The sequence below is a fragment of the Pseudonocardia xinjiangensis genome (genome assembly GCF_050948425.1).
Classification (GTDB): Bacteria; Actinomycetota; Actinomycetes; order Mycobacteriales; family Pseudonocardiaceae; genus Pseudonocardia; species Pseudonocardia xinjiangensis.
Window position 1 is genome coordinate 4587803 of sequence record NZ_CP192009.1, and the last position, 25475, is coordinate 4613277.

At 71.5% G+C, this 25475-nt stretch carries 24 protein-coding genes; 1 reads left to right on the forward strand and 23 read right to left on the reverse strand.

Features of this window, described 5'->3' with window-relative positions; all coding sequences use genetic code 11:
• Positions 1 to 68: 68 nt before the first annotated feature.
• The 8 genes from ACQPZA_RS21630 to ACQPZA_RS21665 form a co-directional block, all read right to left on the reverse strand.
• Positions 69 to 2864, reverse strand: coding sequence for a helix-turn-helix transcriptional regulator (locus ACQPZA_RS21630; RefSeq protein WP_433273174.1), 2796 nt, complete (start codon positions 2862 to 2864; stop codon positions 69 to 71).
• A gap of 461 nt (positions 2865 to 3325) precedes the next feature.
• Positions 3326 to 4606, reverse strand: a complete 1281-nt coding sequence (locus ACQPZA_RS21635) for an aspartate kinase (RefSeq protein ID WP_433273176.1) — start codon at positions 4604 to 4606, stop codon at positions 3326 to 3328.
• A 157-nt stretch (positions 4607 to 4763) separates the two neighbouring features.
• On the reverse strand, positions 4764 to 4940 hold the full coding sequence (locus tag ACQPZA_RS21640; RefSeq protein WP_433273178.1) for a hypothetical protein: 177 nt from the start codon (positions 4938 to 4940) through the stop codon (positions 4764 to 4766).
• 179 nt (positions 4941 to 5119) lie between these two features.
• A complete protein-coding gene (locus ACQPZA_RS21645) occupies positions 5120 to 6187 on the reverse strand; it encodes a PRC-barrel domain-containing protein (protein WP_433273179.1) in 1068 nt (355 codons plus the stop codon).
• Between the two features lie 126 nt (positions 6188 to 6313).
• Positions 6314 to 6970, reverse strand: coding sequence for a YoaK family protein (locus tag ACQPZA_RS21650; protein WP_433273181.1), 657 nt, complete (start codon positions 6968 to 6970; stop codon positions 6314 to 6316).
• A 16-nt stretch (positions 6971 to 6986) separates the two neighbouring features.
• On the reverse strand, positions 6987 to 7763 hold the full coding sequence (locus tag ACQPZA_RS21655; protein WP_433273183.1) for a DUF427 domain-containing protein: 777 nt from the start codon (positions 7761 to 7763) through the stop codon (positions 6987 to 6989).
• A gap of 2 nt (positions 7764 to 7765) precedes the next feature.
• Positions 7766 to 9571, reverse strand: a complete 1806-nt coding sequence (locus ACQPZA_RS21660; protein WP_433273185.1) for a potassium channel family protein — start codon at positions 9569 to 9571, stop codon at positions 7766 to 7768.
• 11 nt (positions 9572 to 9582) lie between these two features.
• On the reverse strand, positions 9583 to 9969 hold the full coding sequence (locus ACQPZA_RS21665; RefSeq protein WP_433273187.1) for a DUF6394 family protein: 387 nt from the start codon (positions 9967 to 9969) through the stop codon (positions 9583 to 9585).
• Positions 9970 to 10094: 125 nt separating this feature from the next.
• Here ACQPZA_RS21665 and ACQPZA_RS21670 point away from each other — a divergent pair, with 125 nt between their 5' ends.
• Positions 10095 to 10517 carry a nitroreductase family deazaflavin-dependent oxidoreductase gene (locus ACQPZA_RS21670; RefSeq protein ID WP_433273189.1) on the forward strand — a complete coding sequence of 141 codons (423 nt, stop codon included), beginning with the start codon at positions 10095 to 10097 and terminating at the stop codon, positions 10515 to 10517.
• Between the two features lie 3 nt (positions 10518 to 10520).
• Here the strand turns inward: ACQPZA_RS21670 and ACQPZA_RS21675 are convergent, their stop codons facing one another.
• The 15 genes from ACQPZA_RS21675 to ACQPZA_RS21745 all read right to left on the reverse strand — a co-directional run bounded on the left by ACQPZA_RS21675 (position 10521) and on the right by ACQPZA_RS21745 (position 25354).
• Positions 10521 to 11699, reverse strand: coding sequence for a cytochrome P450 (locus ACQPZA_RS21675; RefSeq protein WP_433273191.1), 1179 nt, complete (start codon positions 11697 to 11699; stop codon positions 10521 to 10523).
• 134 nt (positions 11700 to 11833) lie between these two features.
• Positions 11834 to 13387 carry an ABC transporter substrate-binding protein gene (locus tag ACQPZA_RS21680; RefSeq protein ID WP_433273193.1) on the reverse strand — a complete coding sequence of 518 codons (1554 nt, stop codon included), beginning with the start codon at positions 13385 to 13387 and terminating at the stop codon, positions 11834 to 11836.
• Positions 13388 to 13683: 296 nt separating this feature from the next.
• Positions 13684 to 14214 carry a 3-isopropylmalate dehydratase small subunit gene (locus ACQPZA_RS21685; protein WP_169394141.1) on the reverse strand — a complete coding sequence of 177 codons (531 nt, stop codon included), beginning with the start codon at positions 14212 to 14214 and terminating at the stop codon, positions 13684 to 13686.
• The gene (locus ACQPZA_RS21690) at positions 14211 to 15464 is read right to left on the reverse strand and encodes a 3-isopropylmalate dehydratase large subunit (protein WP_433273196.1); all 1254 of its coding nucleotides are present in this window, start codon (positions 15462 to 15464) and stop codon (positions 14211 to 14213) included. The genes ACQPZA_RS21685 and ACQPZA_RS21690 overlap by 4 nt, the downstream gene beginning before the upstream one ends.
• A complete protein-coding gene (locus tag ACQPZA_RS21695) occupies positions 15461 to 16723 on the reverse strand; it encodes an aconitase/3-isopropylmalate dehydratase large subunit family protein (RefSeq protein WP_169394139.1) in 1263 nt (420 codons plus the stop codon). Before ACQPZA_RS21695 ends, ACQPZA_RS21690 begins: the two co-directional genes overlap by 4 nt.
• Entirely contained in the window at positions 16716 to 17264 is a 549-nt protein-coding gene (locus ACQPZA_RS21700; RefSeq protein WP_433273198.1) for a 3-isopropylmalate dehydratase, read from the reverse strand. The genes ACQPZA_RS21695 and ACQPZA_RS21700 overlap by 8 nt, the downstream gene beginning before the upstream one ends.
• Positions 17261 to 18340 (reverse strand): ornithine cyclodeaminase family protein, encoded by a 1080-nt coding sequence (locus ACQPZA_RS21705; protein WP_169394138.1) that lies wholly within the window; start codon positions 18338 to 18340, stop codon positions 17261 to 17263. Before ACQPZA_RS21705 ends, ACQPZA_RS21700 begins: the two co-directional genes overlap by 4 nt.
• Entirely contained in the window at positions 18337 to 19401 is a 1065-nt protein-coding gene (locus ACQPZA_RS21710) for an aminopeptidase P family N-terminal domain-containing protein (protein ID WP_433273201.1), read from the reverse strand. Before ACQPZA_RS21710 ends, ACQPZA_RS21705 begins: the two co-directional genes overlap by 4 nt.
• Positions 19398 to 20537: a M24 family metallopeptidase gene (locus tag ACQPZA_RS21715; RefSeq protein WP_433273203.1), complete on the reverse strand. Its 1140-nt coding sequence runs from the start codon at positions 20535 to 20537 to the stop codon at positions 19398 to 19400. Before ACQPZA_RS21715 ends, ACQPZA_RS21710 begins: the two co-directional genes overlap by 4 nt.
• A 17-nt stretch (positions 20538 to 20554) precedes the next feature.
• A complete protein-coding gene (locus tag ACQPZA_RS21720) occupies positions 20555 to 21364 on the reverse strand; it encodes an ABC transporter ATP-binding protein (RefSeq protein ID WP_433273205.1) in 810 nt (269 codons plus the stop codon).
• A 13-nt stretch (positions 21365 to 21377) separates the two neighbouring features.
• Positions 21378 to 22241: an ABC transporter permease gene (locus ACQPZA_RS21725; protein WP_169394134.1), complete on the reverse strand. Its 864-nt coding sequence runs from the start codon at positions 22239 to 22241 to the stop codon at positions 21378 to 21380.
• Complete coding sequence (locus ACQPZA_RS21730; RefSeq protein ID WP_433273207.1) at positions 22238 to 23284, reverse strand: ABC transporter substrate-binding protein; 1047 nt, start codon at positions 23282 to 23284, stop codon at positions 22238 to 22240. Before ACQPZA_RS21730 ends, ACQPZA_RS21725 begins: the two co-directional genes overlap by 4 nt.
• Positions 23285 to 23325: 41 nt before the next feature.
• Positions 23326 to 23835 (reverse strand): MarR family winged helix-turn-helix transcriptional regulator, encoded by a 510-nt coding sequence (locus ACQPZA_RS21735; protein ID WP_433273209.1) that lies wholly within the window; start codon positions 23833 to 23835, stop codon positions 23326 to 23328.
• A gap of 211 nt (positions 23836 to 24046) precedes the next feature.
• Positions 24047 to 24919: a helix-turn-helix transcriptional regulator gene (locus ACQPZA_RS21740; protein ID WP_433273211.1), complete on the reverse strand. Its 873-nt coding sequence runs from the start codon at positions 24917 to 24919 to the stop codon at positions 24047 to 24049.
• 279 nt (positions 24920 to 25198) lie between these two features.
• Positions 25199 to 25354: a hypothetical protein gene (locus ACQPZA_RS21745; protein ID WP_433273213.1), complete on the reverse strand. Its 156-nt coding sequence runs from the start codon at positions 25352 to 25354 to the stop codon at positions 25199 to 25201.
• Positions 25355 to 25475: the final 121 nt, after the last annotated feature.

Below are 25475 nucleotides of genomic sequence, written 5' to 3' on the forward strand. Positions count from 1 at the left end.
CCCCCGAGGCACTCGTGGGCTCCCCCGGACCGAGGTCGGGTTCACCCCAGGTGAGTGGCGCGGAGGGGCTAGCGCGCGTCCGGGCCGGACGACGAGCCCACCGAGGCGAGCGCATCCCGCAGCGCCGCGCGGGAGGTGATGCCGAGCTTCGGAAAGACCCGGTAGAGGTGCGCTCCCACGGTGCGGTGCGAGAGGTACAGGCGCTGCCCGATCTCCTTGTTGGTCAGGCCGGAGGCGGCCAGCACCGCGATCTCGCGTTCCTGCGGCGTGAGCATGCCGAAGTCGGGGGTGGGGGTCCGGTTGTGGCCCGTGGCCCGCAGTTCGTGGGCCGCTCGGACGGCCCACGGCCGGGCCCCCAGGCGCTCGAACGCCTCCCGGGCCGCGGAGAGCTGGACCCGCGACGCCGCCGCGGCCCGGGACCGCCGGAGGTGCTCGCCGTAGGCGAGCCGGACCCGGGCCAGCTCGAACGGCCACCGCTCAGCCTCGGGGAGGGCGAGCGCCTGCTCGAACAGCTCGGCGGCGCGGTCGTCGTCGGCGGCGACGGCCGCCGATCCGGCCGTCACCAGTGCCAGTCGCGGTGAGAGCGCCCCGATGCGGGCTTCCCGCATCGCCGTGACGTGCGCAGTCGCCTCGGCCCGTCGATCGGTGCGCGCCGCGGCTTCGACGAGGTCCAGCATGACCCACAGAGCGTTCGGCGCGTGCGAGGCGAACGTTCCCGGCGCGCTGATCGCGGCCGCCTGCTGGTAGGCCTCCTCGAAGTCGTTGCGCGCGACCGCGGCCAGCGCGCGGGCGTGGTGGGCGAACGCCAGGGCACCCGCGGCCCCCCGCGGCGTCGCCCAGCCGACGATCTCGTCGGACGCGGCCCGGCTGGCGTCCTGGTCGCCGCGGACGGCAGCGGCCAGCGCGATGAAGTACTGCAGCTGCCAGCGGAAGTAGCGGAACCGATGGGCGTCACACAGCTCGAGGGCCTCGTCGGCCAGCTCCGCCATCTCCCTCCAGCGGCCCGCGCCGAAGTCGTCGTGGCACAGCTGCACGATGGCGAGGATCGCCTGGGTGACCGCTCCGCCGTCCCGGCCGTCGCCGAGCACCCGCCACGCGCTCTCCCGGCAGACCGCCAGCCCGTCCACGTAGAGGGCGGAGAGCCCCGTGCGGACGATCTTGACGGGGTCGACCTCGCCGCCCAGGTCACCGCAGACGGCGACGATCTCGTCGAGCACGGGCAGTGCCGTGCGCACCGGGTCCGGGACGGTCTTCTCGTACAGGGCGAGGACCGTGGGGGCGCGCGGCCGGAGCCGGGCCACGGCGTCGTGGACGGGTTGCCACTTCTCCGGGCTCCCGCTCAGCCACGACAGGAACGACAGCGACCAGATCGCTTCGATGAGCTCCTCGTCGGTGGCGTCGGTCCGCTCGGGGTGGCAGGCGATGGCCGCTTCCAGCAGGCCGTGGGCGGTGTCGATGTCGCTGCCCCGGTCCATCAGCAGGTACCCGGCTGCGGTGGCCACGGCGTACAGCGACGCGCTGTGCTCCGGGAGTGCGTTGGTGAGCAGCTCCGACGCGCCGTCCACTCCCCCGACGGTCAGCGCGCTGAGGTAGGCGGCCTCGGCCAGCCGCCTGCTCCGTTCGGAGCGCAGCGGGCTGAGGTCGGCGGCACGGGTCAGCCTGGCGACGGCGCCGCCCGGATCCCCTCGCCCGAAGAGCCGGTGCGCGGCCTCCTCCAGCAGACCGGCCACCTCCTCGTCGGGCTCGACGGTCGCCTCGCCCAGATGCCACGCGCGCCGTTCGGGCTGGCCCGCCAGCACCTGGGCGAGCGCCAGGTGAGCCCGGCGCCGCTCGTCGGTGGTGGAGAGCTCCATGACCGCGGAGCGGGTGAGCGGATGGCGGAAGGTGAGAGCGGCGCCGCTCCCGCCCACCTGCACCAGGCCCACCCGTTCCGCCGGTGCGAGATCCCCGGGCACTCCGCGCGCGGAGGTGGCCGCCGCCTGCACGACACGCAGGTCGCCGGTGCCGTCCAACGTCGCGAGCAGCAGCAGCTGCCGGGTCGGCTCGGGGAGCTCGGAGATCCGCGACGCGTACAGCGACTGGAGGCGCCGGCTCAGCGGCAGCACCTCGGGCAGCGCGCGCAGGGCCGAGCGTTGCGGGTGGCTCAGTGCCGCGGGCAGCTCCAGGAGCGCGAGCGGGTTGCCCTGCGACTCCGCCAGCAGGCGCCCCCGGACGCCCCGGTCCAGCGCCGGGAACCGTTCGCTGACCAGCCCGAGCGCCGCGTCGTCGTCCAGCGGCTGCAGCTCGAGCTCGGGGAGGCCCGAGCGTTCGAAGAAGCTGTCGGTGCCCGGACGGGACGCCGCCAGGAACCCGATGCGGTGTCCGGCCAGCCGCCGTGCCACGAAGCCGAGCACCGCGGAGCTGGTCCGGTCGAGCCAGTGCACGTCGTCGATCACGATGAGGACCGGGCGGTCAGCAGCGACCCGGCACAGGAGCGCGAGCGTCGCGGCCGACACCACCAACCGGTCCGGGGCCGGTCCGCTCCCGAGGCCCAACGCCACCGACAGCGCCTCGCGATGCGGCGCGCTCAGCCGGTCGGTCTCGCCCAGGAGCGGGAGCACCGTCTGGTTCAGGCCGGAGAACCCGAGGTCGGCCTCGAACTCCACACCGGCGGAACGGAGCACCAGGCTGCCCGCCGCCGACGCCTCGTCTTCCGCGACGTCGAGCAGCATCGTCTTGCCCACGCCCGGCTCGCCGACGATCAGCAGCGCGGCGCCCTCGACGGCCGCCGACGCGAGGACGGACCGGATGAGCCGGAGCTCCTGGCCGCGCCCGGCAAGCCCGCCCGCCACACCCCGCGGGTGCGAGAAGCGATCACGTGACATGTCGCCCCCACTGCGCAGAACAGGAGCCATGGGAAGATTGGCAGATATGCCTGATACTACTCACAGTCCGACGCCCGACCACTCTGGATTCGCGGCGAATCCCATACCGCGCATTGACGGGAACCGGTACCGCCCTCCGCACGAATTCCCCTGGGCCACTCAGCAGAGGCCACCGATCAGGCAGCATGAACACGCTCGGCGTGGTGGGACCGGTCATGGCTCGCGCACTATTGACACTCAGTGACGGGTTCGACACATTTCCGTATTCGTCGGCCGCGATATTCCCGGGCTCGGCGCCGGCGCCGTTCTCCCCGTGCGGGGAGTCCGATAAATCGCACGGTCGGCGGGCCTACCGGTGGCTGCTTCTCCCGCGTACTTCCGGCGGGCTCATCGCCGGACCGGGCGCAGGGCGTGCGCCCGGTCGCGGGAGGCGGTGGCGACCGACGCCGGGGGCACCGCCGTCAGGCTGCGTCGGCCGGCGAGTGCAGGTCGGAGACGGTGGCGCTGCCGGCGGCGGGGATGAAGGTCTGGTGCAGCAGCCGCACCGCGTCGTCGACCCGCGACGACGACACAGCAACCGTGATCCGGCCGGGGGTCGTGGTGACCAGCCGTGGGGTGATGCCTCCCGCCTCGAGGGCGGCAAGTGCGCGAACGGGGATGTCGGGCTTGCGGGCCATGCCGAGGCTCACCACCGAGACCGAACCGAGATCCTCGTCGACCTTCGCAGCCAGATCGACGGCGTCGAGCGCGGCGGTGACCTCGACGGGGTCGGCACCCGGAGCGGTGAACTGGACCCCGGAGGTGGTCGGCACGATGGCGCCCACCGTGATGGCCCGCTCGGCGAGAGCCGCCGCGACCACCCCGGCACCTGCCCCGTCGACGGCGAAGAGGCTCTCCTCCCGCCGGTGCGCGATCCCGGCGACCTCGGCCGTTCCCTCGAAACCGGCCGCCTCGCGCCGGATCCAGGTGCCTTCCTCGGTGCTGAAGCTCGACCGCAGGTGGATGTCCACGCCGTGGGCCAGCGCCAGCTCCACCGACCGCGGCTGGAGCACCGCGGCGCCTGCCTCGGCCATCTCGAGCATCTCCTCGTGCCGGATCGACGACAGCCTGCGGGCGTCGGGGACCACCCGGGGGTCGGCGGTGAACACGGCCGGGACGTCGGTGAAGATCTCGCACTCGCCGGCGCCGAGCGCCGCCGCGACGGCGACCGCCGATGCGTCCGAGCCCCCTCGGCCCAGCGTCGTCACGTCTCCGTCGGGCGCGATCCCCTGAAAGCCCGTGACCAGCACGATCGCCCCGTCGGCGAGTGCTTCGCGGATGCGGTGCGGCTCGATGCCGACCAGCCGGGCGTTGCCGTGGCGGGCGTCGGTGCTGATCCCGGCCTGCGGTCCCGTCAGCGACACCGCGTGGGAGCCGAGCTCGGCCACCGCCATCGACGCCAGCGCGCAGGAGATCGACTCGCCGACCGACAGCAGGGCGTCGAGCTCCCGCAGAGGCGGCCTCGACGACATCGCGTACGCCTGGTCGACGAGCTGGTCGGTGGACTTCCCCATCGCCGATAGGACCGCCACGACCCCGCGGCCGGAGCGCTGTGCGGCGACCATGCGTTCGGCCACCGCGCGCAGGCGGTCGTGGTCTGCGACGGAGGTCCCACCGAACTTCCACACGAGCGGTGCCGCCGGCGCGGCGGTTGCCCGCCGGCCCCCCTCGATGGCCACCTCAATCGCGTTGCGCGTGCTCATCCGAACGTCCTCCCCTGGTCATGCCGTGTCCCCACCCCGTGCGGGAACGTGGCCGTGCTGTGTCCGAGGAGGAGCCTGCTGGTGCGAGACCAGCAGATCGATGGTGTGCTCCCCCGGCCGCCGGGTGTCGTCCCCCGTCCGGCGGTCGGGTGCGTTCTCAGAGCACATGAGGATCCTGCCCTGATGCCGGCCCACACTCGTCGAGCCGCAGAAGCTCGCTCCGGTAGGGCAGCAGCTCGGCCCGCGATCCGTCGTCGTAGACGTTCTCCCAGGTACGGCGCCGGTCGTGGCCGTCCAGCTCGGAAAGCCGGGTCCCTGCACGTTCACCGAACATCGTTCACCTCGTCTCCGCACGGCGGGCCAGCTGCCCGCGTGGTCGCACCGACGAGAGTCCATCGGAGCGGCGCATCGTCACCATGGGGCCTCCCCGCGTGGTGCGGGGTGGAACTCCCCCTCGTTGGTTAGTACGCGCCTACTGTCGTTACGGTTCGGTACTACTGCATGAGCGCTCAATCACTCTCGAACGGGGAACACGCGGGCGAGCTTCGCGAGGATCCCGAACGCCACCTGCTTCGGGCGCTGCTGCTCGCCGTGCACGGCGTTGAGCACGACGAGGGCGCCGGTCAACGCGGGGACGACCCACTGGCACACCGCCAGCTGCTGCTGGGTCCTCGCGATGTCGGGCGGGGTGTCGGTGGCGGGGTCCGTGCCGCCCTCGATCGGCGTGCCCTCCGCCCGCTCGAGCTTCCTGCCCAGCAGCCGGCTGTAGGCGGTCACCGCGAGCGCGGCACCGGTCACGGCGGACTTGGCGGTCGTGGAGGCGCCGACGCCCTGCTGCGCGGCCACCCGGCCCTTGTTGCCCAGGAGGAGCCCGGTCGCTCCCACGAGATGGAGGATGATCGCGACGAGGTTGACCGGGGTCCAGCGCGCCCATCCGGCGTTGGCCACCCGGAGGCGCTGCTTCTCGTCGGGGACGTCGGCGGCAGCCCCGTTGATGGCGACCGCACCGGCCAGTGAGCCACCGAACCAGGCGGCCAGCCCGAGGTCGTGCAGGCTTCGGACCACGGTGTTGCGCTGTGACATGTCAGGGTGCCCCTTCCACTGCCGACGCCGCGCGTCGGCGTCGCAGGCGAGGGCATACCCGGGAAGTGGCTGATCACGCAGGCTCTCCCCGACCGTGTCACAGCCGAGTGCGGTGTCGGCCTCGTCGGCGTCCATGCCGTCGGGGTCGGGATCGGCTGTCGGGCCCGCCGCCGAGGCCACGCGTTCGTACTCGATGCCGTAGTGGCGGTAGAGCAGCTCCTCCTCCTGCGGAGACAGGTGGCTGTCCTCGCAGATGTAGGGCGCGTCCTTCACCGTCGCCTTGTCGTAGGCCACGGTGATCCGCTCGTCGCCGAACTCGGCGTCCTCCACCGGGACGAAGCTCTCGCAGGTCCCGAAGAGCCCGGTCTGGACGGTGACCCAGGTGGGCCGGCCGGTGTCGTCGTCGACGTAGACCTGACCGACCGTCCCGATCCTCTCCCCTGCCCGGTCGTACGCCGTCGATCCGACCAGGTCACGCAGCTCGTTCCCGGACGTCATCGGCTGAGCTCCCCGTTCGGCTGTGGCGAGTGCTGCCGACGGTCTACCCACCTACGCCGGAAAACATGGTGCGTGGGGGACGAATGCCCACCATCGGTGCGGACGAACGGCGGACGGCTGGCGCGATCAGGTCTCCCGGGCCGCCCGGTGACCCGCGATCGCGACGCCCCCGGTGATCACCGACGACAGCATCAGCGCGGGTGCGACGTTCCACTGCAGCAGGCCGGCACCGGCGGCGGCCCCCAGCAGGATCAGCGCAACCACGACGAGGTGGGGACGCCAGAGCGCCTTCCTGCCGGGCAGGAAGTCCGCGGCCAGTGCGGTGATCGTCGAGACCACCACGACCGAGGTGACGTCCTCGACCGCCACGCACCCGGCGGTGGCTCCTTGCATGCCCATGGCCATGGCCAGTACCGAGGTGACGACCGACCCGACGGGGTCGGCGGGGTGCGCCCCGAGCCGGGGCAGCACCAGCGCCAGCACCAGCACGACGCCTGCGACGGTCCCGAGGAGCGCGGACGTGCGCGTCGACCAGCCCCCACGTGCCGCGCGCAGCACCCACGCGGCCAACGCGGCACCCACGAGGTATCCGGCGGGCGCCAGCGCGAGCCGGGCGACCGGCAGGTCCTCGCTGCCCAGCAGGGCCATCCCGAGCATCACGACGTTCCCCGTCATGTTGGCGGTGAACACGCGGTCGAGGTCCAGGTAACCGACGGCGTCGACGACACCGGTCGAGAAGGTGAGCGCCAGTATCAGGACCAGGTGGGCGCGCCGGTGGTCCAAGGGGACGTCGGTGCCGTCAGCGGAAGAAGTGCGTCGTCGGCCGGGGCTGCGGCTCACCGTCCAGTACGACGTCGACCTTCTCGTTGTAGAACGCCACCAGGCCCGCGATGGGCAGCAGCGCCGCGGTCGGGAAGTCGTAGGCCCACGCCAGGTCCGGGTGCAGCTGGTCGCCGACGCGCACCGACCAGTACTCGCTGGTCCGGCCCTTGTACGGGCACGGGGTGACCGTGTCGCTCGGCTCCAGGTGCTCGAAGTGCACGGCGGTGCGGTCGAGGTAGTAGCGGGTGGGCAGGCCGGTCTCGAACACCATCACCGGCGCCGCCGACTCGGCCAGCACCACACCGTCGAGCTCCACCCGCACGGTGCGGGCGGAGCGCAGCGCGTCCACCCTGGTGTAGGGGTTGCGGGGGTGGACGAAGACCTGCTCGTCCTCCTCGAACCAGGAGTCCATCGCGGCCCAGTCGAACCGCACCGTCCCGGCGAGCCCCTCCACGGCCTCATCGGTGTACACCCGGGCCGAGCCCGGCCGCTCGGTGTCGCCGACCCGGAGCCCGTGCAGCCGCGTGACGCCGCGGCTCACGCGCTGGACGTGCTGCTCGTCGACGAGCACGTCCGGGTCCACGTCGGACAGCGGGATGTAGTACTGGGGGTAGAACGGCCACTCCCAGACGTAGAGAGCGTGCACCGTGTCGAGCACGACCCGGCCGGCGAGCACGGCGCGCACCCTCCGAGGCACGGGCTCGACGCCCTCGGGCGGGGTCATCGACTGCGGGTAGTCGCGCATGCTGTCCATGCTTACCCCTGTTCGCGGGAGAGGCGGCGCCAGATCCAGCTGGCCGGAACATGCCGGCCGGTCACGACGTACTGCAGCGCCCCGTCGACGACCAGGGTCGTGTCGAGCGCGCGGCGCGCCGCGGGCCGCCCGGCCAGCAGCAGCTCGTCGCGCGTGGCGAGCACCGTGTCGTCGTCCGGCGTCACCAGGCACTCGTCGTCCCGGAGGATCATCAGGACCACCACGTCCAGCCGCACCTCGCGGACGTCGGGATCGCGCAGGAGATCACCCAGCCGCGCATCGCCACCCGCCAGCCACGCGGTGAGGGCGGGCGCCTCGTCGTGGGTGAGCCGGATCTTCCACAGCGACTCCAGGTGCCGGCTGCACAGCTCGGTCATCCGGTCGACGAGCTCGGCCGCCCAGGGGTCGCCCCGATGCGGCACCTCCTTCAGGAAGCGCCACAGCAACGGCGTGCTGAGCTGCGCGAACACCTCGTGGGCCACCACCTCGGTCGGCACGAGGAGCGAGTCGACATCCATCACGGCGAACAACGGCCCGCTGGACGGGCGGTTCTGCCGCGCCGCCACGAACAGGGCCGGGTTGACCCGCCGGGCGGCGGCGATGAGCGACAGGTTGCTCGTGTCGTTGTCCGTGCCCGCGACGAAACCGACCGCCTCCGCCACGCCTGCCCCTTCCAGCACCGCGGGCTCGAACCCGTGGCCGGAGACGAGGGTGGCCTCCTCCTCCGCGGCCGCCGGCCGGTCGGCGACGGGATCGATGATGGTCACGTCCAGGCCCTCCGCCTGCAGGTCCTCGACGATCTCGCGGCCCAGCCTGCCGTACCCGCACACCACCCAGCGGCCCTCTGCCGGCGGCCTGGCCCGGGGCGGCAGCTCGGCCCCCGGCCCGCTCTCCAGCCACGTGATCAGCTGGTAGGTGGCGGGCGCGCGCAGCGCGATCCGCAGGTGGTCGCCGAACCGGTCGAAGGGGTTGACGACCGTCGGCGTGCCGAAGGCATGCATCCGCTCGGCGATCACGGTGGAGACCGTGCGCGCGATGACCGGCAGGTCCGGCCGCAGCAGGGCCGCGGTCATGGTGACGGCCAGGTTCGCCTCGTCGTCGTTGGTGAGGGCCAGCACCGCCTCGCAGTGCGGGTTGCCGAGCCCCGCCACGCCGAGATGACCCGGATCGCGGGCGTCGGCCACGAGACCCGGCACGTCGGCGTGGTACGGGTCGAGGTCGAGACCGTCGATGCGTTCGTTCTCGGAGTCGATCACGACGAACCGCCTGCCGAGCGCGTCGAACGAGCGTCCGAGCAGCTCACCGGTGCGCCCGTACCCCACGATCAGCAGGAACGGCTCGCGCAGCCGCGCCACCTTCCGCGTGAAGTGCTGCAGGGCCAGCGCCTGGCGGAACGCGCGGTCCTGCACGAGCGCGAGCAGCGAGCCGATCGCGTACGCCCATCCGATGACGGTCAGGTAGATCGTGGCGGTCACCCACAGCCGCTGGGCATCGGTGAACGTGTAGGGCAGCTCGCCGAAACCGATCGTCGATGCGGTGTAGCTCATGAAGTAGAAGGCGTCGAAGAACGACATCCGGTACGCCAGTCCCTCGGCCGTGCGGCCGGGCACGAGGGTCAGGCCGAGCACGCTCACCGCGAAGATCGTGATCAGGATGATGAGCGGCACGCGCATCCGGCGCAGGATCAGGAAGATCGTGGCCGAGGCCTGAACCGCCGACGCCATCGGGATGCGCCTGCGCAACCGGCCCGTCCGCTGCTCGTCCTGGCCGAAGAGGCGCCACCAGAACGAGAGCAGGGGGTTGCCCACCGGAGCACCCCCTACCGGCGGTGGTACGAGACGGTCTCGACGACGAGCAGCACCACCGACACGACGTTCGCGAACAGCGCGCCGCCCGACAGCGACACGACGCTGGCCATGGCGGAGGGGGTGAGCCCGTCGGTCGAGATGTGGGCCGCGTAGGTCCAGGCCAGCGCCGCGGCGATGAGCTGCAGGTCGGCCACCAGGCTCGTGGCCAGGTGCACGGCGCCGATCTGTGTGCGGTCACCGAACTTCAGGACCGTGGCGATCAGGCTGACGACGACCGCCGCGAACAGCTCGTAGATGTTGTGCAGCGCGGGGTTGGCGATGTCGCCGATGAAGAAACCGAAGTTCAGGGTGGCGGCCAGCAGCACGAAGAAGCCGAAGACCACCTTCTCGAGGTTCATCAGCAGCACCCCCGGTCAGCACGGGCGCGGCCGCGCCGCGGGTCACGCTAACGCGACGCGTCCTCGCATGTCGGATGAACAGGCCATCATGTCCCTGATCGGGCGGATCGTGACATGGAGGACGGATGAGCAGACCGGACATCAGCGACATGGCGGAGATCAACCGCCGGACGATCGAGCAGTTCCGGGCGGGTGGCGAGATCCCCGGCATGCAGCGGGAGCGCCTCGTCCTGGTCACCACCACGGGACGGCGCACCGGGCAGCGGCGCACCACGCCGATGATGTTCCATCCCGACGGCGACCGGCTGCTCCTCATCGCGTCCAACATGGGGGCACCGCGCCATCCCGAGTGGTACCTCAACCTCGAGGCCGATCCCCACGTCACCGTGGAGGTCGGCGCCGAGACCTACGAGGCCACGGCCGTCCCCGCCACGGGTGACGAGCGCGAACGCCTCTGGTCCACGCTGAAGGAGGCCTATCCCTTCTTCGCCGACCACGAGGCCGCCACCGACCGGGTCATCCCGGTCGTCGTGGTGACGAGGGCGTGAGCCTCACCAGGTGACGGGCAGCGACCTCACCCCGTAGACGACGTTGTAGGAGCGGAACTCGACCTCGGCGGTGGGATCGGCGAGGGCGAGCGCCGGGAAGCGCTGCAGGAGCGCGGGGAGGGCGATCCGCAGCTCGGCGCGGGCCAGCGGCGCCCCCAGGCAGTGGTGGACCCCGTGCCCGAACGCCACGTGGCGGGTGACGGCGCGGGTGACGTCGAGGCGGTCCAGGTCCTGGCCGAGCGCGGGGTCGCGGTTGGCGACCGGCAGCGACAGCACCAGCAGGTCGCCCGCCGCGATCCGCTCACCGGCGAGCTCGACGTCCTCGTTCGCGAACCGCGGCACGCCGCTGTGCACCACCGAGAGGAAGCGCAGCAGCTCCTCCACCGCCGCCTCGACGCCCTCGGGCCGGTCGCGCACCAGCCGGAGCTGCTCGGGGTCGCGCAGGAGGGCGAGGACACCGAGGCCGATGGTGTTGGCGGTGGTCTCGTGGCCGGCGATGAGGAGCAGGCTCGCGATGCCGGTGAGCTCGCCGGGGGTGAGCGCGTCACCGTGCTCGCGCACGAGCATGCCGAGCAGGTCGTCCCCCGGCTCGACGCGCGCCCGCGCCACCAGCTCGGCCATGAACGCCCGCGACTCCACCCGGGCCTGCGCGCGCACCTCCAGGTCGAGCGACACGTCGAGCTGCCGGCGCGCCCGCCCCTGGAACTCCGCACGGTCGGCGTAGGGGACGCCGAGCAGCTCACAGATCACCAGCGACGGCACGGGCAGCGCGAACGACTCCACCAGGTCGGCGGGAGGCCCGGCCGCCTCCATCGCCGCCAGATGGTCCTCGACGATCTCGGTGATCCTCGGCTCCAGCCGCCGGATCCGCCGCACGGTGAACTCCGGGCTCAGGAGCTTCCGCAGCCGGGTGTGCTCGGGCGGGTCGCTGAGCAGCAGCGATCCCTCGGTGTCGGCCCCGGCGAGCCCGGGGAACCCGGGCGGGCGCCTGCCGTTGCTGAAGCGCACCGCGTCGGCCAGCACCTCGCGGACGTCGGCGTAGCGGGTGACGACCCACGCCGAGAACCCGAACAACGTCTCGACCCGGGTGAGACCCGCGGTGGCCTGCACCTGCGCGAGCTCCGCCGGCGGGTCGAAACCGTCACGCCGCATGTGGATCGGCATCGGACGCGCCTGCGTCATGGCGGGGTCCCTTCGATCGGCGCGGCGCCGGGCGGCGTCGGCTCGTGCCCTCTCGGTACCCGACCCGACCCACCCGGCGCCACCGTCGGTCGCCGACCGACCTCAGACTTCTCTCAGCGCCGTGACACCCCGCCTCACGGTGCCGTCCGGTCCAGCCAGGTCGTCGCCCACCACATGTCCCGCAGGATGAACCGGTCGATGCCCTTCACGTCCTTCTTCGTGATCGTGGACAGGTAGCTGCGGGTGAAGAAGGCGAGCGGCAGGTCCTTGCCGACCTGGAGCTCGACCTGCTGGTAGTCCTTCGTCCGCTGGGCCGGGTCGCTGGTCTCGGCCGCGTCGGTCAGCCACTGGTCGACCTGCGGGTTGGAGTACTTGCCGTAGTTGCCGGTGCCGCTGGTGGACAGGATCCGCGCCACGGCGGGGTCCGGGTAGTCGAAGGGGCCGACCCAGCTCGTGAGCTGGAAGTCGTTGCCCTGCAGCACCGACGAGGAGAACTGCGCGAGGTCGTAGGTCTTGACGTCGACCTTGATCCCGATCGCCGCCATCTGGGCCTGGATGAACTCGGCGAAGGCCTGCCGCGCGGTGGTCGTCTTGAACGTGAAGTCCGGGTTCCCGCCGGAGGCGCGGTAGGCGTCGACGAGCTGCTTGGCCTTGGCCTGGTCGAACGTCGGCCACTCGTCGGAGGCGGCTTGGGTGTGGAAGGGGCTGTCCTCGATGAACAGGCTCTTCGCCGGGATCATCTGGTTGTTGTACTGGCTGGCGGACAGCGCCCGGAGATCGATCGCCCGGATGATCGCCTCGCGCATGTTCCGGTCGTTGAAGGGCGCCTTGGTCAGGTTGAAGTACATGTACTCGCCCGCGCTGCCCGGCCCGTAGTAGACGTTGAGGTTCGGGTTGGCCAGGCCACGCACGAGCTCCTGGTTGTACCCGCCGAAGATCATGTCGACGTCCCCGTTCTGGATCGAGGAGTAGCGCGTCTCCGTGTCGGGGAGCGGGCGGAACTCGATGCCGTCCAGGTAGGGCAGGCCGGGCTGCCAGTAGCCCGGGTTGCGGGCCAGCACCAGCTTGGAGTCACGCGTCCAGCTGACGAAGGTGAACGGACCGGCGCCGACCGGGTGGCTCGCGATCTGGTCGCCGTACTTCTGCAGCGCCGCCGGGGAGATGATCATCCCGAGCGTGCCGCCGAAGAACGCTCCCCCGAAGTTGAGGGCGAAGTCGCCCATCGGCTGCTTCAGCGTGAAGACCACGGTCAGCGGGTCCGGCGCGGTCATCGAGGCGATCAGTGCCGCCGCCGGGTGCGCGGGCGAGCTGGCCTTGTCGATGTGCCGCTGGACGTTGATGATCACGGCCTGGGCGTCGAAAGGCGTGCCGTCGGAGAACTTCACGCCCGAGCGCAGGCCCATCGTCCAGGTCCGGCCGTTGTCGGAGGTGTCCATCGACTTGGCCAGGAACGGCTCGACCGTGCCGTCGGGCTTGGCCTTCAGCAGCGAGTCGTAGATCGCCGAGGCAGCCGGGTTCTGGTTCTGGACCGTGGGATCGAAGCCGATGATCTCGCGGTCCTCGCCGACCAGCAGCGTGCCGCCCTTCTTGGGCGTGCCCTCCGTGGCGAAGTTCCCGCCGTAGGCGTTGACCGCCTGGATCGTGGTGCCGGGAGCACCCTGCTTGACCTCACCGCATGCTGCCGCCACCAGGGCGACGGAAAGTGCTACGGCTATCGCCGCGAATGTCCGGGAAGAACGGGATCGCAACCGCATGGCTCGTCAACTCCTCATCGAGTTTCCGCCACCGATCGACGGGACGTCGCACTGCGACCTCACGCTCCACGGGAGGGGGGCGCGGCTCTGCAGGCCGGTCACCGGGGGCGTCTGGAGCATAGGCACCACGATGATCCATTGGCAACCAGATTGTTAACGATCCTGGTGACAAAACGGGCGAGACCCGGCTGCCGGCCCTGAACGGGACGAACAGCCGGATCTCGCGGCGATCAGGTGGCGGGGTCGAAGAGGTCGGTGCGCTTCTTGGCCAGCGGGATGAGGCCACCCGCCCGCAGCATCTCCAGCAGGAACGCGTCCGGTGGCGCGACGGTGCGCTCCTGGCCGGTCGCCTCGTTGCGGAACGTGCCCGCGGCCACGTCGACCGCGAGGACGTCGCCGTCGGAGACCAGTTCCGAGACGCCGGGCAGCTCGAGCACCGGCAGCCCGACCTCGAACGCGTTGCGGTAGAAGGTGCGCGCGAACGTGTCGGCGACGACGCAGCCGATGCCGGTGGCCTTGAGCGCCTTCACCGCGATCGCCCGCCCGGACGACTGCCCGAAGTGCTTGCCGGCCACCACGATGTCGCCCGGCTGAACCTCCAGCGGGAAGCGGGGGTTCAGGTCCTCGAGCACGTGCGCCACGATCACCGACATCGGCTCGACGACGTACTTCGTCTTCACCAGCCGGTCGGTCGGGATGTTGTCCCCGAACGTCCAGCACCGGCCGCGGGCCTGCAGCACGGGCCCCTCGACGGTGGTCATGCGAGCTCCCCTGCGTCGGTGATCGTGCCGGTGACGGCCGATGCCGCCACGGTCCGGGCCGCTGCCAGGTACATGTTCGCCTCGGCGCTGCCGTTGCGGCCGGGGAAGTTGCGGGCGTGGGTCGAGATCATCGACTCGCCCGCGGCCATCGCCCCCATGTTGTAGGCCTGGTTGGAGCCCGTGCTCGGCGGGAACCACGTGGCCCCCGCCTCGTGCAGCGCGAGCACCAGCCCTTCCCGGACGGCCTCGGTGAAGACCTCCCGGCTCGACGGCACCACGTTGAACCGGACGTCCGGGTGCACCCGGCGACCCTGGAGCACCGCCGCGGCGGCCCGGAAGTCCTCCAGGCGCCCGCCCGCGTGCCCGCCCAGCTCGGCGTACTGCACCGGCGTGCCGGCCAGCGCCGAGACGTCGGCGAGGTTGCCGACCGTGGGCGGGCACGCCACCTGGGGTGCCACCCCGCCGACGTCGAACCGCAGCACGCGGGCGGCCTCGCCGCCGTCGCTGTGCGCCGGCCGGTCGGCGGCCCCGGGTGGGAGGGAGCGGACGAACTCCTCGGTCACCTCGTCGGGCTCCACGAAGCTGCACTTGGCGCCGAGGTCGACACACAGCAGCGGGAAGAGCCACCGGTCCCAGAACGGCAGCTCCTTGACGTACGGGCCGGCGAACTCGACGGCCGCGTAGATCAGCCCGCCCTCGCCGATCTGCCCGACGAGCCACAGCGCGACGTCCCGCGCGGTGGTGCCCGGCGGCGGGGTGCCGACGAGCTCCACCCGCACCGTCTCGGGCACCCGGAACCAGGCCTTGCCGTAGGGCAGCACGGTGCCGGCGTGGGAGTCGTTGCCCAGCGCCGCGGCGAACGCGCCGAGGGCGCCGTGCACCGGCGTGTGGCTGTCCGACCCGACGACGATCGCGCCCGGCCGGACCAGCCCGCGGCGCACCACGGTGTGGTGGATGTTGCCGTTGCCGCAGTCGAACAGCTGGATGCCGTTGCGCCGCGCCCACTCGCGGTTCGCCTTGAGCATGTCCGCGGCGTCCTCGGTGGGCGGGGAGTAGTGGTGGTCGAACACCATCGCCACCCGCTCGGGATGGCGCACGGGGCCGCCCACCTGCTTGTCGAACACGCGGCTGGTGAGCCAGCCGCTCAGGTCGTGCATGATCAGCAGGTCGACCTCGGCCACCACCACGTCGCCCGGCTCGACCGACTGCCGTCCGCTCGCCCGGGCGAGGATCTTCTCCACCATGTTCATGCCAGCAGCTCCTGCGGGTTGCTGATGACCCCACGGATCGCCGACGCCGCCGCGGTGGCCGGGCTGCCCAGGTAGATGCTGCTCTGGTAGCTGCCCATCCGGCCCTGGAAGTTGCGGTTCGCCGTGGAGAAGGTGACCTCCCCGTCGGCCATCGCGCCGCCACTGCCGGCGCACGCCCCGCAGCCGGGGTTCGTGATGAGCGCACCGGCCTGGAGCAACGTCGAGACGATCCCGTCGGACGCGGCCTTCGCCATGATCATGCTCGACGCCGGCGTGACGATCAGCCGCACGCCGGGCGCCACCGTGTTGCCGGCGAGCACCTCCGCCGCGATCGCGAGGTCGTCGTACTTGGCGTTGGCGCACGAGCCGATGAACACCTGGTCCACCTTCGTGCCCGCGACCTCGTCCACCCCCACCACATTGTCCACGGTGTGCGGCACCGCCACCTGCGGCACGAGCGACCGGCCGTCCACCCGCTCGACCTGCCGGTACTGCGCATCGGGGTCGGGCAGCAGCACCTCGTACGAGCCGCGGTCGGCTCCTGCCTCGTCGAGGTAGGCGAGCGCGGTGTCGTCCGGGGGGACGAAGGCGTTCTTCGCCCCCATCTCCATCGCGAGGTTGCACAGCGTCATCCGCTCCGACACCGACATCTGCTCGACGTAGCTGCCGTGGAACTCCACCGAGCAGTACGTGGCGCCGTCGGCCCCGACATCACCGATCAGGCGCAGCATCACGTCCTTGGGGTACGTGCCGCGTGCGAGCGGCCCGTCGACCTCCACCTTGATCGACTCCGGCACCTTCATCCAGAGCTTGCCGGTGACCCAGGTGGCGGTGATCTCGCTGAAGCCCACGCCGGTGCCGAGCGCGCCCAGCGCACCGTAGATCGTGGAGTGCGAGTCGGTGCCGATGATCAGCTCACCCGGCTTGATCAGCCCGCGCTCCATCAGCACGACGTGCGCGATGCCCGCGTTGACGTCGAAGAACTTGCGCACGCCCATCCGGTCGGCGAACTCCCGGCACAGCGCGTGGTAGCCCGCCGTCTTCGCGTTGTCCGCCGGGGAGATGTGGTCCATCACCATGGCGATCCGGTCGACGTCGTACAGCTCGTCGACGCCCATCCGCTCCAGCGTGCGGATGCAGCGCCAGCTGGCCGTGTGGCTCATGTACAGGTCGGGGAAGGCGTCGACGATCTGGCCGGGAACCAGGTCCTTCTCCCCCGACGCCCGTTCCAGGGCCTTCTGTGCGAACGACTTACCCACGTTGTCCTGCTTTCGCCTGCTGCATGAGGTGCGGGATGAGCCCGCCCGCCTCGAGGATCACGCGCAGGCCCGGCGGGTACGGGGCGAAGCCGAAGCTCTGCCCGCCCACCGTGACCGTGCCCGCGCCGTAGTCGACCAGCACCTCGGCACCGTCCTCGACGGCGTCCACGGCGTCGGGGCACTCCACGGCCACCAGCCCGGTGTTGATCGCGTTGCGGAAGAACACCCGCGAGAACGACCGCGCGACGACCGCGCTGATCCCGGCCCCGATGAGGCACGTCGAGGCCTGCTCGCGGGCGCTGCCGCAGCCGAAGTTGCGCCCGGCCACCACCACGTCGCTCGCCCGCAGCCGCTGCTGCAGCTCCGGCCCGAGCGGCTCGAAGGCGTGCTCGGCGAGCTCCGCCGGGTCGATGCTGACCAGGTAGCGGCCCGGGATGATCACGTCGGTGTTGACGTCGTCGCCGAAGACGATCGCCGTCCCGCCGACGACTCCCTTGGCATGCTCACTCCGTGCTGATGGTTCGTTCGCGAGCTCACTCACGGCGACGTCTCCTCGAGGAACCAGTCGGTGGGCACCTCGTGGCCGAGGCCGCGCTCCTCGGCCAGCGCGAGCGCCCTGGCGCAGACCGCGGCGAACTGCAGGCCCATGCCGGTGTTGTTGGCGAAGATCGTGGTCTCGTCGGGCCGGGTGCGACCCGGTGCGGTGCCGGCCAGCAGGTCGCCCAGCTCGTGGATGTCGTCCCAGCTCATCCGGCCGCGGTCGACCGGGCCGAGGATGTCGTACTGCTTGTCGTGGTGCACCTGCTCGCGGGAGAGCACGACGATGCGGTCGGCGCGGTCGAACGTGGCGTCGTCCAGCTCGCGGCGGGTGGCGGTGCCGTCCGGCGAGGTGATCGCCGTGACGTGGCTGCCCGGCTCCAGCCAGGCCCCCTCGAAGCAGGGGTCCATGGCCGCGGTCGCGCACGTGACGATCCGGCAGCCCTCGACGGCGCCACGCGGCTCGTCCACCGCCACGATCCGCCGCCCGGTGCGCTCGCTCCAGGTGGCCGCGAACTTCTCCCGGTTGCCGGGGGTGGGGCTGTAGACCCGCACCTCCTCGATCTCCGGGCGCACCATCAGCAGGCACTCCAGGTGCGACTCGGCCTGCCAGCCGGACCCGAACATCCCCGCGACGGTGACGTCCTCGCTCGCCAGCTCGCGGATGCCGAGCGCCGAGGTGGCCCCCACCCGCATCTTCTGCACCACGCTGTCGTGCAGGATCGCCAGCGGCTCCAGCGTGGTCATGCTGTAGAGCGTCACGAGCCCGACGTAGCGCCCGCCCGGCGCGGCCGGGATCAGGCGGCGGCGCTGCACCCCGTTGGCGAGCGTCTCGACGCCCGCGATGTCGGAGGTGATCCGCAGGGCCCACACGCCGCTGCCGACCGTGCCGCCCTCCTGCGACTTGAACCGGAACCGGAACCCGGGATGGCGCGGGTCCTCCACCGGGAAGTAGGTGTGGTTGCGCGGGCGGTTCGCGCCCTTGCCCTGCGCCAGCTCGACGTAGGCGGACTCCAGCGCGGAGAGGCACTCCCCGGGCGTGAGCACCTGCTCGATGTCGGCGTTCGACAGAATCCTCATGCGTGCTGCTCCTCGGCATCGAGGTCTTCCGCGCCGGTCACACCCACGCGGACGGTGTCGGCGACGGCCACGCGGCCGCCGTCGGGGAAGAGGACCTCCACCCCGGCCACCACCACGGCACCCGGCGCCAGCTCCTCCTCGGGGCTCGCGTAGTCGCCGCCGGTGGACAGGTCGGCCTGGTGCACGACCGTGGCGTGCAGGACGGCGCCGGAGGGGAGGCCGGTGGTGAACGCGTTCTCTGCGGCTGCGGCGGGCGCGGCGGCCCGCACCCCGGGCGCGACGGCACCGCGGGCGGCGGCCAGCGCGTTCTGCACCGCGGCCGCCCACGACGGCAGCGCCAGTCCCGCATGCGGGGCGACGAGGCGCGCGACGCGCAGCCAGCCGAACCGGTACTGCCCGGTCACCTCCACGGCCGACACCCCGTCCGGGCCGTGCACCACCTCGACCATCAGGTCGGTGTAGCCGGCGCCGCGCAGGGCCTGCTCGAGGATCGCGATGCGCTCGCCGTCCGGCAGGTCGGGCGCGGTCCCCGCGTCCAGGGCGGTCCGCAGCGCGGCGGCGGCGCGGCCGAGCAGGTCGAGCTCCGCCGTCGACGGGACGAGCCGCTGCTCACGCACGAGCCCGCCCAGCGGGCGCACCTCCCAACCGGGAGCGGCGGCCCGCACCTCTTCGACGGCGGTGGCCGGCCACAGCGCGGCGTCGACGAGCCCGATCACGCCCTGTTCCCGGTTCTCCACCAGGCCCTGCACGAGTGCGGTGAACCCCTTGCCGCTGCGCAGGTCGGTCAGCGTCGACGAGCGCCGCATCCACCCGTGCACCCGCGGCGACAGCTTCATCAGGAACGCGGGCTCGCCGTCGGCGGGCACCGCGAGAATGCCCTCGTTCCAGTAGATGCACAGGTTGGTGAGGTAGCCGAGATCGTCGGAGCGGTGGACGTCGGCGTAGACGAGCCCGAGCGTCACCCCCTCGTCGGTCAGCCGTTGCTGGAGCCGCGCCACGCGCCCGGGACGCTCCTGCTCCGGCACCTCCGCCGAATCCAGTACGACGAGTCCACGTTTCATGCCGCCACCCCCTGCGGGGTCTCGAAGAGCACCCGCTCCGTCTCGATCAGCACCTCGTAGCCGGTGGCGGTGACCACCACCGGGTCGCCCAGCACGTGGTAGCCGGCAATCGGTGTGTAGGTGTTCGGGTGGACGATGAACACGGCGCGCTCCGGCAGCACCGTGTGGTTGCCCTCGATGATCGGCGTCTCGTCCAGGTGCAGCCCGTGCCCGTGGCCCCGCACGCGCGTGTACCTGGCCGTGCAGTACTCGCCGTAGCCGTACTTGCGGAAGACGTCGTTCTCCGCCACCGCCACCTCGTGCGCGGTGATCCCCGGCCGCACGACCGACAGCCCGGCCTCGACGGCCTCGTTGAACAGGTCGAACGAGCGGCGCTGGGCGTCGCTCGCCCGGCCGACCACCGCCGAGCGGCAGATCTGCAGCCAGTAGCCGTTCATCTGCGGGGTGAGCTCGGTGCGCACCATGTCGCCCTCTTCGAGCAGGCGCGGGCCCGGCGGCGTCATCCCCATCACCTCGTCGCCACCCGAGGCGATCAGCATGAAGTTGTCCTCGGCCCCGAGGCGCTTCAGCTCCGCCTCGACCTCCGCGACGATGCGGTACTCGGGCAGGCCCGGCTCCAGCACGTCGACGAACTTCTGCCAGCCCGCCGCGCAGACGGCGGCCGAGCGGCGCATCTGCGCGAGCTCCCAGTCGCTCTTGACCATCCGCGCGTCGTCGAGCAGGCCGGTGGCCGACACGACCTCCGCGCCGGGGGCTCCCGCGGCGATCGCGTCGGCGATCGCCTGCGGCAACAGCTCCAGGTGGGCCACCCCGATCCGGGAGGGGGCGAGGTCGCGCAGGCGCTCGACCAGCACCGTGGACGCGGGGAAGTCCAGGCGCACCACGTCGGTGACCCAGCCGCGCTGCGCGATCACGCCCAGGTCGGCCGGGCGCACGGAGAACGCCGACGGCTCCCCCGTCGCCGGCACCAGCACCAGTGCGGCGCTGCCGGTGACCCGGGCGTCGGTCAGGTAGCGGATGTTCTCCCGGCGCCACCCCGGGCCGTACGCGAGCAGCAGGTCAAGGCCGTTCTCGGCCATCGCCGCGCGCACTCTCGAATAGCGCAGCTCCTGCTCTGCGTCGTCTGCTCCGTTCACGTCGTTTCCTTTCAGCATCATCCGGCCGCCGCTTCCTCCATCTGGATGAAGTCCTTGGTGACCTGCTTCTCGATCTCGAAGAGGCGGTCGTCCTCCGGCACCCGCGGGTACGGGACGTCGATCGCGATGTCCATGTGCGTGGTGCACGGACGCGCGGTGACGACCAGCATCCGCGTGGACAGGAAAACCGCCTCCCGGATGTTGTGGGTGACGAACAGGACCGTGCGCCCGGTGGCGCGCCAGATCTCGGTGAACTCCCGGCGCAGCTTGCGGGCGGTGATCTCGTCGAGCGCGGAGAACGGCTCGTCGGCCAGCAGCAGGTCGGGTTCGATCGCCAGGCCCCGCGCGAGCGCCACCCGCTGCTGCATGCCACCGGACAGGCGCAGCGGGAAGTAGTCGCCGAACTCGCCGAGGCCGACGAGATCGAGGTAGCGCTGCACCCGCTCGTCGGCCTCGTCCCGCGGCACGTTCAGCTCGTCGAGCGGGAGGCGGACGTTGTCGCGGACCGTGCGCCACGGCAGCAGCCGCGGCTCCTGGAACACGACGCCGATGCGGACCGCCGAGCGCGATCGGGCGCTCACCACGTGGTTGTTGATGACGATCCGGCCGGACGTCACGTCGTCGAGGCCGTTGATCATGTTGAGCAGCGTGGACTTCCCACAGCCCGACGGGCCGAGGATGGACAGCAGCGACCCGTGCTCCACCGCCACGTTCAGCCCGTCGATGACGGTGAGGGGCGGCTCCCCGCGGCGCGGGAACTGCTTGCGGACGTTGTCGATCACGAGGTAGGGCTGGTCGCCGTCGCTCTGGGACACCTTCTCGGACACCGTGGCTCCCTGGTCAGTTCTGCATCGACGGGCGCCAGCGCGTGAGCCAGTACTCCGTCGGCTTGAGGATCACGAACTCGATGAGCAGCAGGACGATCGTGAACAAGATCGTCCAGGCGAGGACCTGGGTCATGTTGAACAGGCCGAACCAGTAGCTGAGCTGGTAGCCGACGCCGCTGGACAGGCCGATCAGCTCGACGACGGTGGCGATCTTCCAGGACAGGCCGAGCGCGTAGCGCAGAGCGGCGAGCAGGTAGGGGATCACCTGCGGTACCACCAGCTTGCGCAGGATCGCCGAGCGCGAGAAGTGGAAGGCCTGCCCCATGCGCACCAGTGACAGGTCGATGGCCTTCACGCCCTGCCACATGTTGATCGCCACCGCCGGGACCGCCGTGACCCCGATCGCGACGATCGCCGCGGCGTCGTTCAGCCCGAACCAGAGGATCGCGAGGATGCCGTACACGACCGACGGCACGGTGAACGCGACGAGCACCCAGGAGTCGAGGAACTCCTCGCCGAACTTCGACAGGCCCATCACCAGGCCGATGACCAGCCCGAGCACGACGGCGATGAGCATGCCGGCGACCACCCGGTAGACGGTGGTCCAGAGATGGAAGTAGGTCTCGGAGTCGCCCAGGTTCGACACCAGCGTGCCGAACACCCTGATCGGCCCGGGCAGCACGCTCTCGTCGAAGAACAGGGACGCGATGAACCAGACCGCCACGAGCGAGACCAGGGAGAGTGCCCGCAGCCAGACTCCGCGCCACGAGCGGCGTGGCGTCGGGACGAGGTCGGTCTCGCTCGCCACCGGCACGACCGGGACCGTGCCCGGCCCGCCCGCGAGCGGGACGTCACGGTTGCTCTCCACGGTGCTCATGAGGTCGCCGTCCGCAGGTCGGTCCGGAACAGCCCGGCGGGCACAGCCGGCACGAAGTCATCCGCACCGAGCACCGGGATGAGCTGCTCGATGAGCTTCGCCTCGGCGTCGGCCTGCTCCTGGTTCCAGTCGGCGATGTAGCGCGACGCCACGCGCTCGTGCAGCATCTCCGGGGCCCGCGGGTCGGTGAGCTCGATCTTCTTCGCGTAGTCGCTCCAGACGTCCGGATCGGTCTGGATGAACGCGACCGTGTCGTCGAGGGCCGCGCTGAACGCGTTCAGCACGCCGCAGTGCGACTCGGCGTAGTCGTCGGTGGTGGCCGCGAGGACGTGGCCGGGGAGCGCACCGAACGCGGCCTGGTAGTCCTGCGAGATGTCGCTCAGCGTGCGGTACTTGCCCGAGAGCAGTGCCTGCACCGTTGCGGTGGTGCCGATCAGGGCGGCGTCGATGTTGCCGGCGTCGAGCAGGCCGAGCATCGCGGCGTCGGGGGCCTCGATGATGTCGACGTCCTTGCCGAGGTCGTCGATCCCGTATTTCTCCTTCGCCACGATCGACGTGATCGCGAACGTGGCGCTGGACCGGCCTCCGAACGCCCCGAGCTTGCGTCCGCGCAGGTCGGAGAAGTTCTGCACGTCGGAGTCGTTGCGCGTGACCACGACGTTCGACGGGCTGGTCAGAACGTCGAAGATCATCGCGCCGCGCCCCTGCTGGCGGGCCACCGCCATCGCGGTGAGACCGCCGAACCCGACGTCGACCGTGTGCTGACCGATCGCGGCGTGCAGGGCGGACGGGTTCTGGAACGAGTTCACGGTCAGGTCGAGGTTGTGCTTCTCGGCGAAGCCCTGCTCCTGCATCACGAAGGTGACGAGGTCCTGCGCGCCCGGGTTGACCCCCAGCGTCAGCGGTTGCTTCGTGCCCAGCGGAGCGCAGCTCGCCGCCTCCGCCGACTCGGCGTCACCACCGCCGCCGCCACAGGCGGCCAGGGCGAGACTCGCGACACCGAGCAGTACCACCTGCCAGCGCCACCGCCACGAACACGTCATTGTGATCTCCTCTCGCGCCTGTCATTGCGGTGCCTGGTAGGTCAGAGCTCCGGCCCTCGGACGGCCGGGGCCGCCTGCGCACCGGTCCCGATCGGTTCCTGGAAGATGTCCGTGGCGGCGTCGAAGACCGCCGCCAGCGACTCGTGCAGGAGCTCGTGGCGGTCGTCGGGAACGGCATGGAGCAGCCGGTCCCCCACCGCGGCCAGCGCCGTGTCCGCCGCCTCCTTGGCGGCGAGCCCGTCCGGCGTGAGGCTCAGCAGCAGCGACCGCCTGTTCTGCGGGTTCTCCTGCCGCTTCATCAAGCCGCGCCGGACGAGCACCTCGACGCTCTCCGACACCGTCGGGACGGTGAGGTTCCCGAAGGCGGCCAGCGCCGCCATCGAGGTGTGCCCCTCCGAGACCCTCCGGAGCATGCGGTGCTGCCGGAAGGTCAGCGGCGTGTCGAGCTGGCCGAGCACCCGGCCGTAGAGCCGGGTGAGACGAGCCGACACCGAGACGAGAAGCACGCCGAGGTCCTCGTCGTTGCGTTCACCGTTCGGTCCTCGGCTCATCCGATCTCCTGTCTAAGGGTCCCTAACAGTTAGGTACCCATAGTGAGTTGGATCGTCCGCGTGGTCAAGAGCCGGCCTGCACCTCGGAGCGGTCCAACCGGTGCCGGGCGAGCGGGGCATGGCGAAACCGATGGACCCCACCCAGCGCCCTGCTGCCGGCAGTTCTCGAGAGCTCGCGTCCTGACGCGCGGTGGTCGTCGCTGCCGGGGCGCTACTCCTCGCGGTCCGGGCTTCCCGCGGCGGACTCGGAGACGATCTCCAGCAGCTTGCGCAGCCTGGCGGGAGCCTCCGTGGTCACCACCGGCGTGTAGACCACCAGGTTCAGATCGGGATGGTCGGACGGCGTCAGGCGGTGCTGTTCGAGATGCAGGTCGCCGACGAGGGGGTGGCGGAACAGCCGCTCCCGCGAGATGAACCCTTCGATGTCGTGGCTCTCCCAGCCCACCCGGAACGGTTCGCTCACCTCGCGCAGTCGCGTCACCAGCGCGGAGAAGGACGCCTCGCCCAGCCGCAGACCGGCCCCGGCCCGGAACTGCGCGAGCAGCCGCCTGCTGGAGAACTCCCAGTCCGGCATCAGCTCACGCAGGTACGGGTCGGTGAACACCAGCCACAACAGGTTCCGGTCGGCGGCCGGCAGGGCGCCCAGATCCCGGTAGAGCGCCGTGTAGGCCGGGGTCCAACCGGTGAGCGCCCAGTCCGGGGCGAGGACGTACGCCGGATAGTCCGCGAGCGCCTGGAGCAGCTGCTGCACGCCTGCGGGGGCCGTCCCGGGGCTCGCCCGGGCCGGGCGCGGGGCGGAGTACCCGGCCAGCGACAGGATGTAGCTGTGCTCGGTGGCAGACAGGCGCAGGGCCCGCGCCAGCGCGTCCAGCACCTGCCGGGACGGCCGGATCTCGCGGCCCTGTTCGAGCCACGTGTACCAGGTGGCGCTCACACCGGACAGGTAGGAGATCTCCTCGCGGCGCAGGCCATGCGCGATCCGCCCCTTCACCACGGGCAGGCCCACGTCGGCGCGCACGAGCTGCCGACGCCGGGCCCTCAGGAACTCACCCAGTTCCCGGCGCCGGTGGGTCTCACCGTCCACGCCGCTGCTCCGAGCCGCCGCTCTCCGGAGCACGCTGCCGGACGGCGTCGGCCGGCGTGGCCGGGCCGCTCCGCGTCACCACTCCCCACCGAGCCCGCCGGGCTGCAGCGGCGCGACGCCGCGATCACGAGGTGCGGATAGCCGCCGGATCTCCGACCGGGTCACCCCACCGGACCGGTCGGAGAGTCCGCGAGCGTTGCGGTCCCCTGACCACTCGACGTCCGACGGTCGGGGGACGAGGGGCGCGCCACACCGCTGTCGCTCGTTCACACTTTCAAGCTAACCGCCGTCGGCAGGATGATCAGTGAGAGTCGTGGCGGCGAGCTCGGCAGGCTCGCGGTCATCGGCGCTCGATGCGGCGGGCACCGCCACCGCCCCGACCAGCACACCGTGGTCCGCAGCACCGGAGTGGATCTTCTGGCGCACCGTCGCCACCGACACCCCGCCGCCCCGTCTCCGTGACGGCGCCTGCCCGCGCTGTGGCCACCGCCTCGTCCGGCTGTGCCACTGGTCGGCACGCGAGCCCCGGACCCTGCCGAACGCGCCGGGGTACGGC

Bases quoted from the DNA above. Each gene is read 5' to 3' on its own strand.
- ACQPZA_RS21730 (WP_433273207.1), bottom strand. From the start codon at position 23,284: ATGACGTGTTCGTGGCGGTGGCGCTGGCAGGTGGTACTGCTCGGTGTC.
- ACQPZA_RS21655 (WP_433273183.1), bottom strand. From the start codon at position 7,763: ATGGACAGCATGCGCGACTACCCGCAGTCGATGACCCCGCCCGAGGGC.
- ACQPZA_RS21635 (WP_433273176.1), bottom strand. From the start codon at position 4,606: ATGAGCACGCGCAACGCGATTGAGGTGGCCATCGAGGGGGGCCGGCGG.
- ACQPZA_RS21710 (WP_433273201.1), bottom strand. From the start codon at position 19,401: ATGAAACGTGGACTCGTCGTACTGGATTCGGCGGAGGTGCCGGAGCAG.
- ACQPZA_RS21670 (WP_433273189.1), top strand. From the start codon at position 10,095: ATGAGCAGACCGGACATCAGCGACATGGCGGAGATCAACCGCCGGACG.
- ACQPZA_RS21675 (WP_433273191.1), bottom strand. From the start codon at position 11,699: ATGACGCAGGCGCGTCCGATGCCGATCCACATGCGGCGTGACGGTTTC.
- ACQPZA_RS21665 (WP_433273187.1), bottom strand. From the start codon at position 9,969: ATGAACCTCGAGAAGGTGGTCTTCGGCTTCTTCGTGCTGCTGGCCGCC.
- ACQPZA_RS21630 (WP_433273174.1), bottom strand. From the start codon at position 2,864: ATGTCACGTGATCGCTTCTCGCACCCGCGGGGTGTGGCGGGCGGGCTT.
- ACQPZA_RS21645 (WP_433273179.1), bottom strand. From the start codon at position 6,187: ATGACGTCCGGGAACGAGCTGCGTGACCTGGTCGGATCGACGGCGTAC.
- ACQPZA_RS21705 (WP_169394138.1), bottom strand. From the start codon at position 18,340: ATGAGGATTCTGTCGAACGCCGACATCGAGCAGGTGCTCACGCCCGGG.
- ACQPZA_RS21640 (WP_433273178.1), bottom strand. From the start codon at position 4,940: ATGTTCGGTGAACGTGCAGGGACCCGGCTTTCCGAGCTGGACGGCCAC.
- ACQPZA_RS21690 (WP_433273196.1), bottom strand. From the start codon at position 15,464: ATGAACATGGTGGAGAAGATCCTCGCCCGGGCGAGCGGACGGCAGTCG.
- ACQPZA_RS21725 (WP_169394134.1), bottom strand. From the start codon at position 22,241: ATGAGCACCGTGGAGAGCAACCGTGACGTCCCGCTCGCGGGCGGGCCG.
- ACQPZA_RS21685 (WP_169394141.1), bottom strand. From the start codon at position 14,214: ATGACCACCGTCGAGGGGCCCGTGCTGCAGGCCCGCGGCCGGTGCTGG.
- ACQPZA_RS21735 (WP_433273209.1), bottom strand. From the start codon at position 23,835: ATGAGCCGAGGACCGAACGGTGAACGCAACGACGAGGACCTCGGCGTG.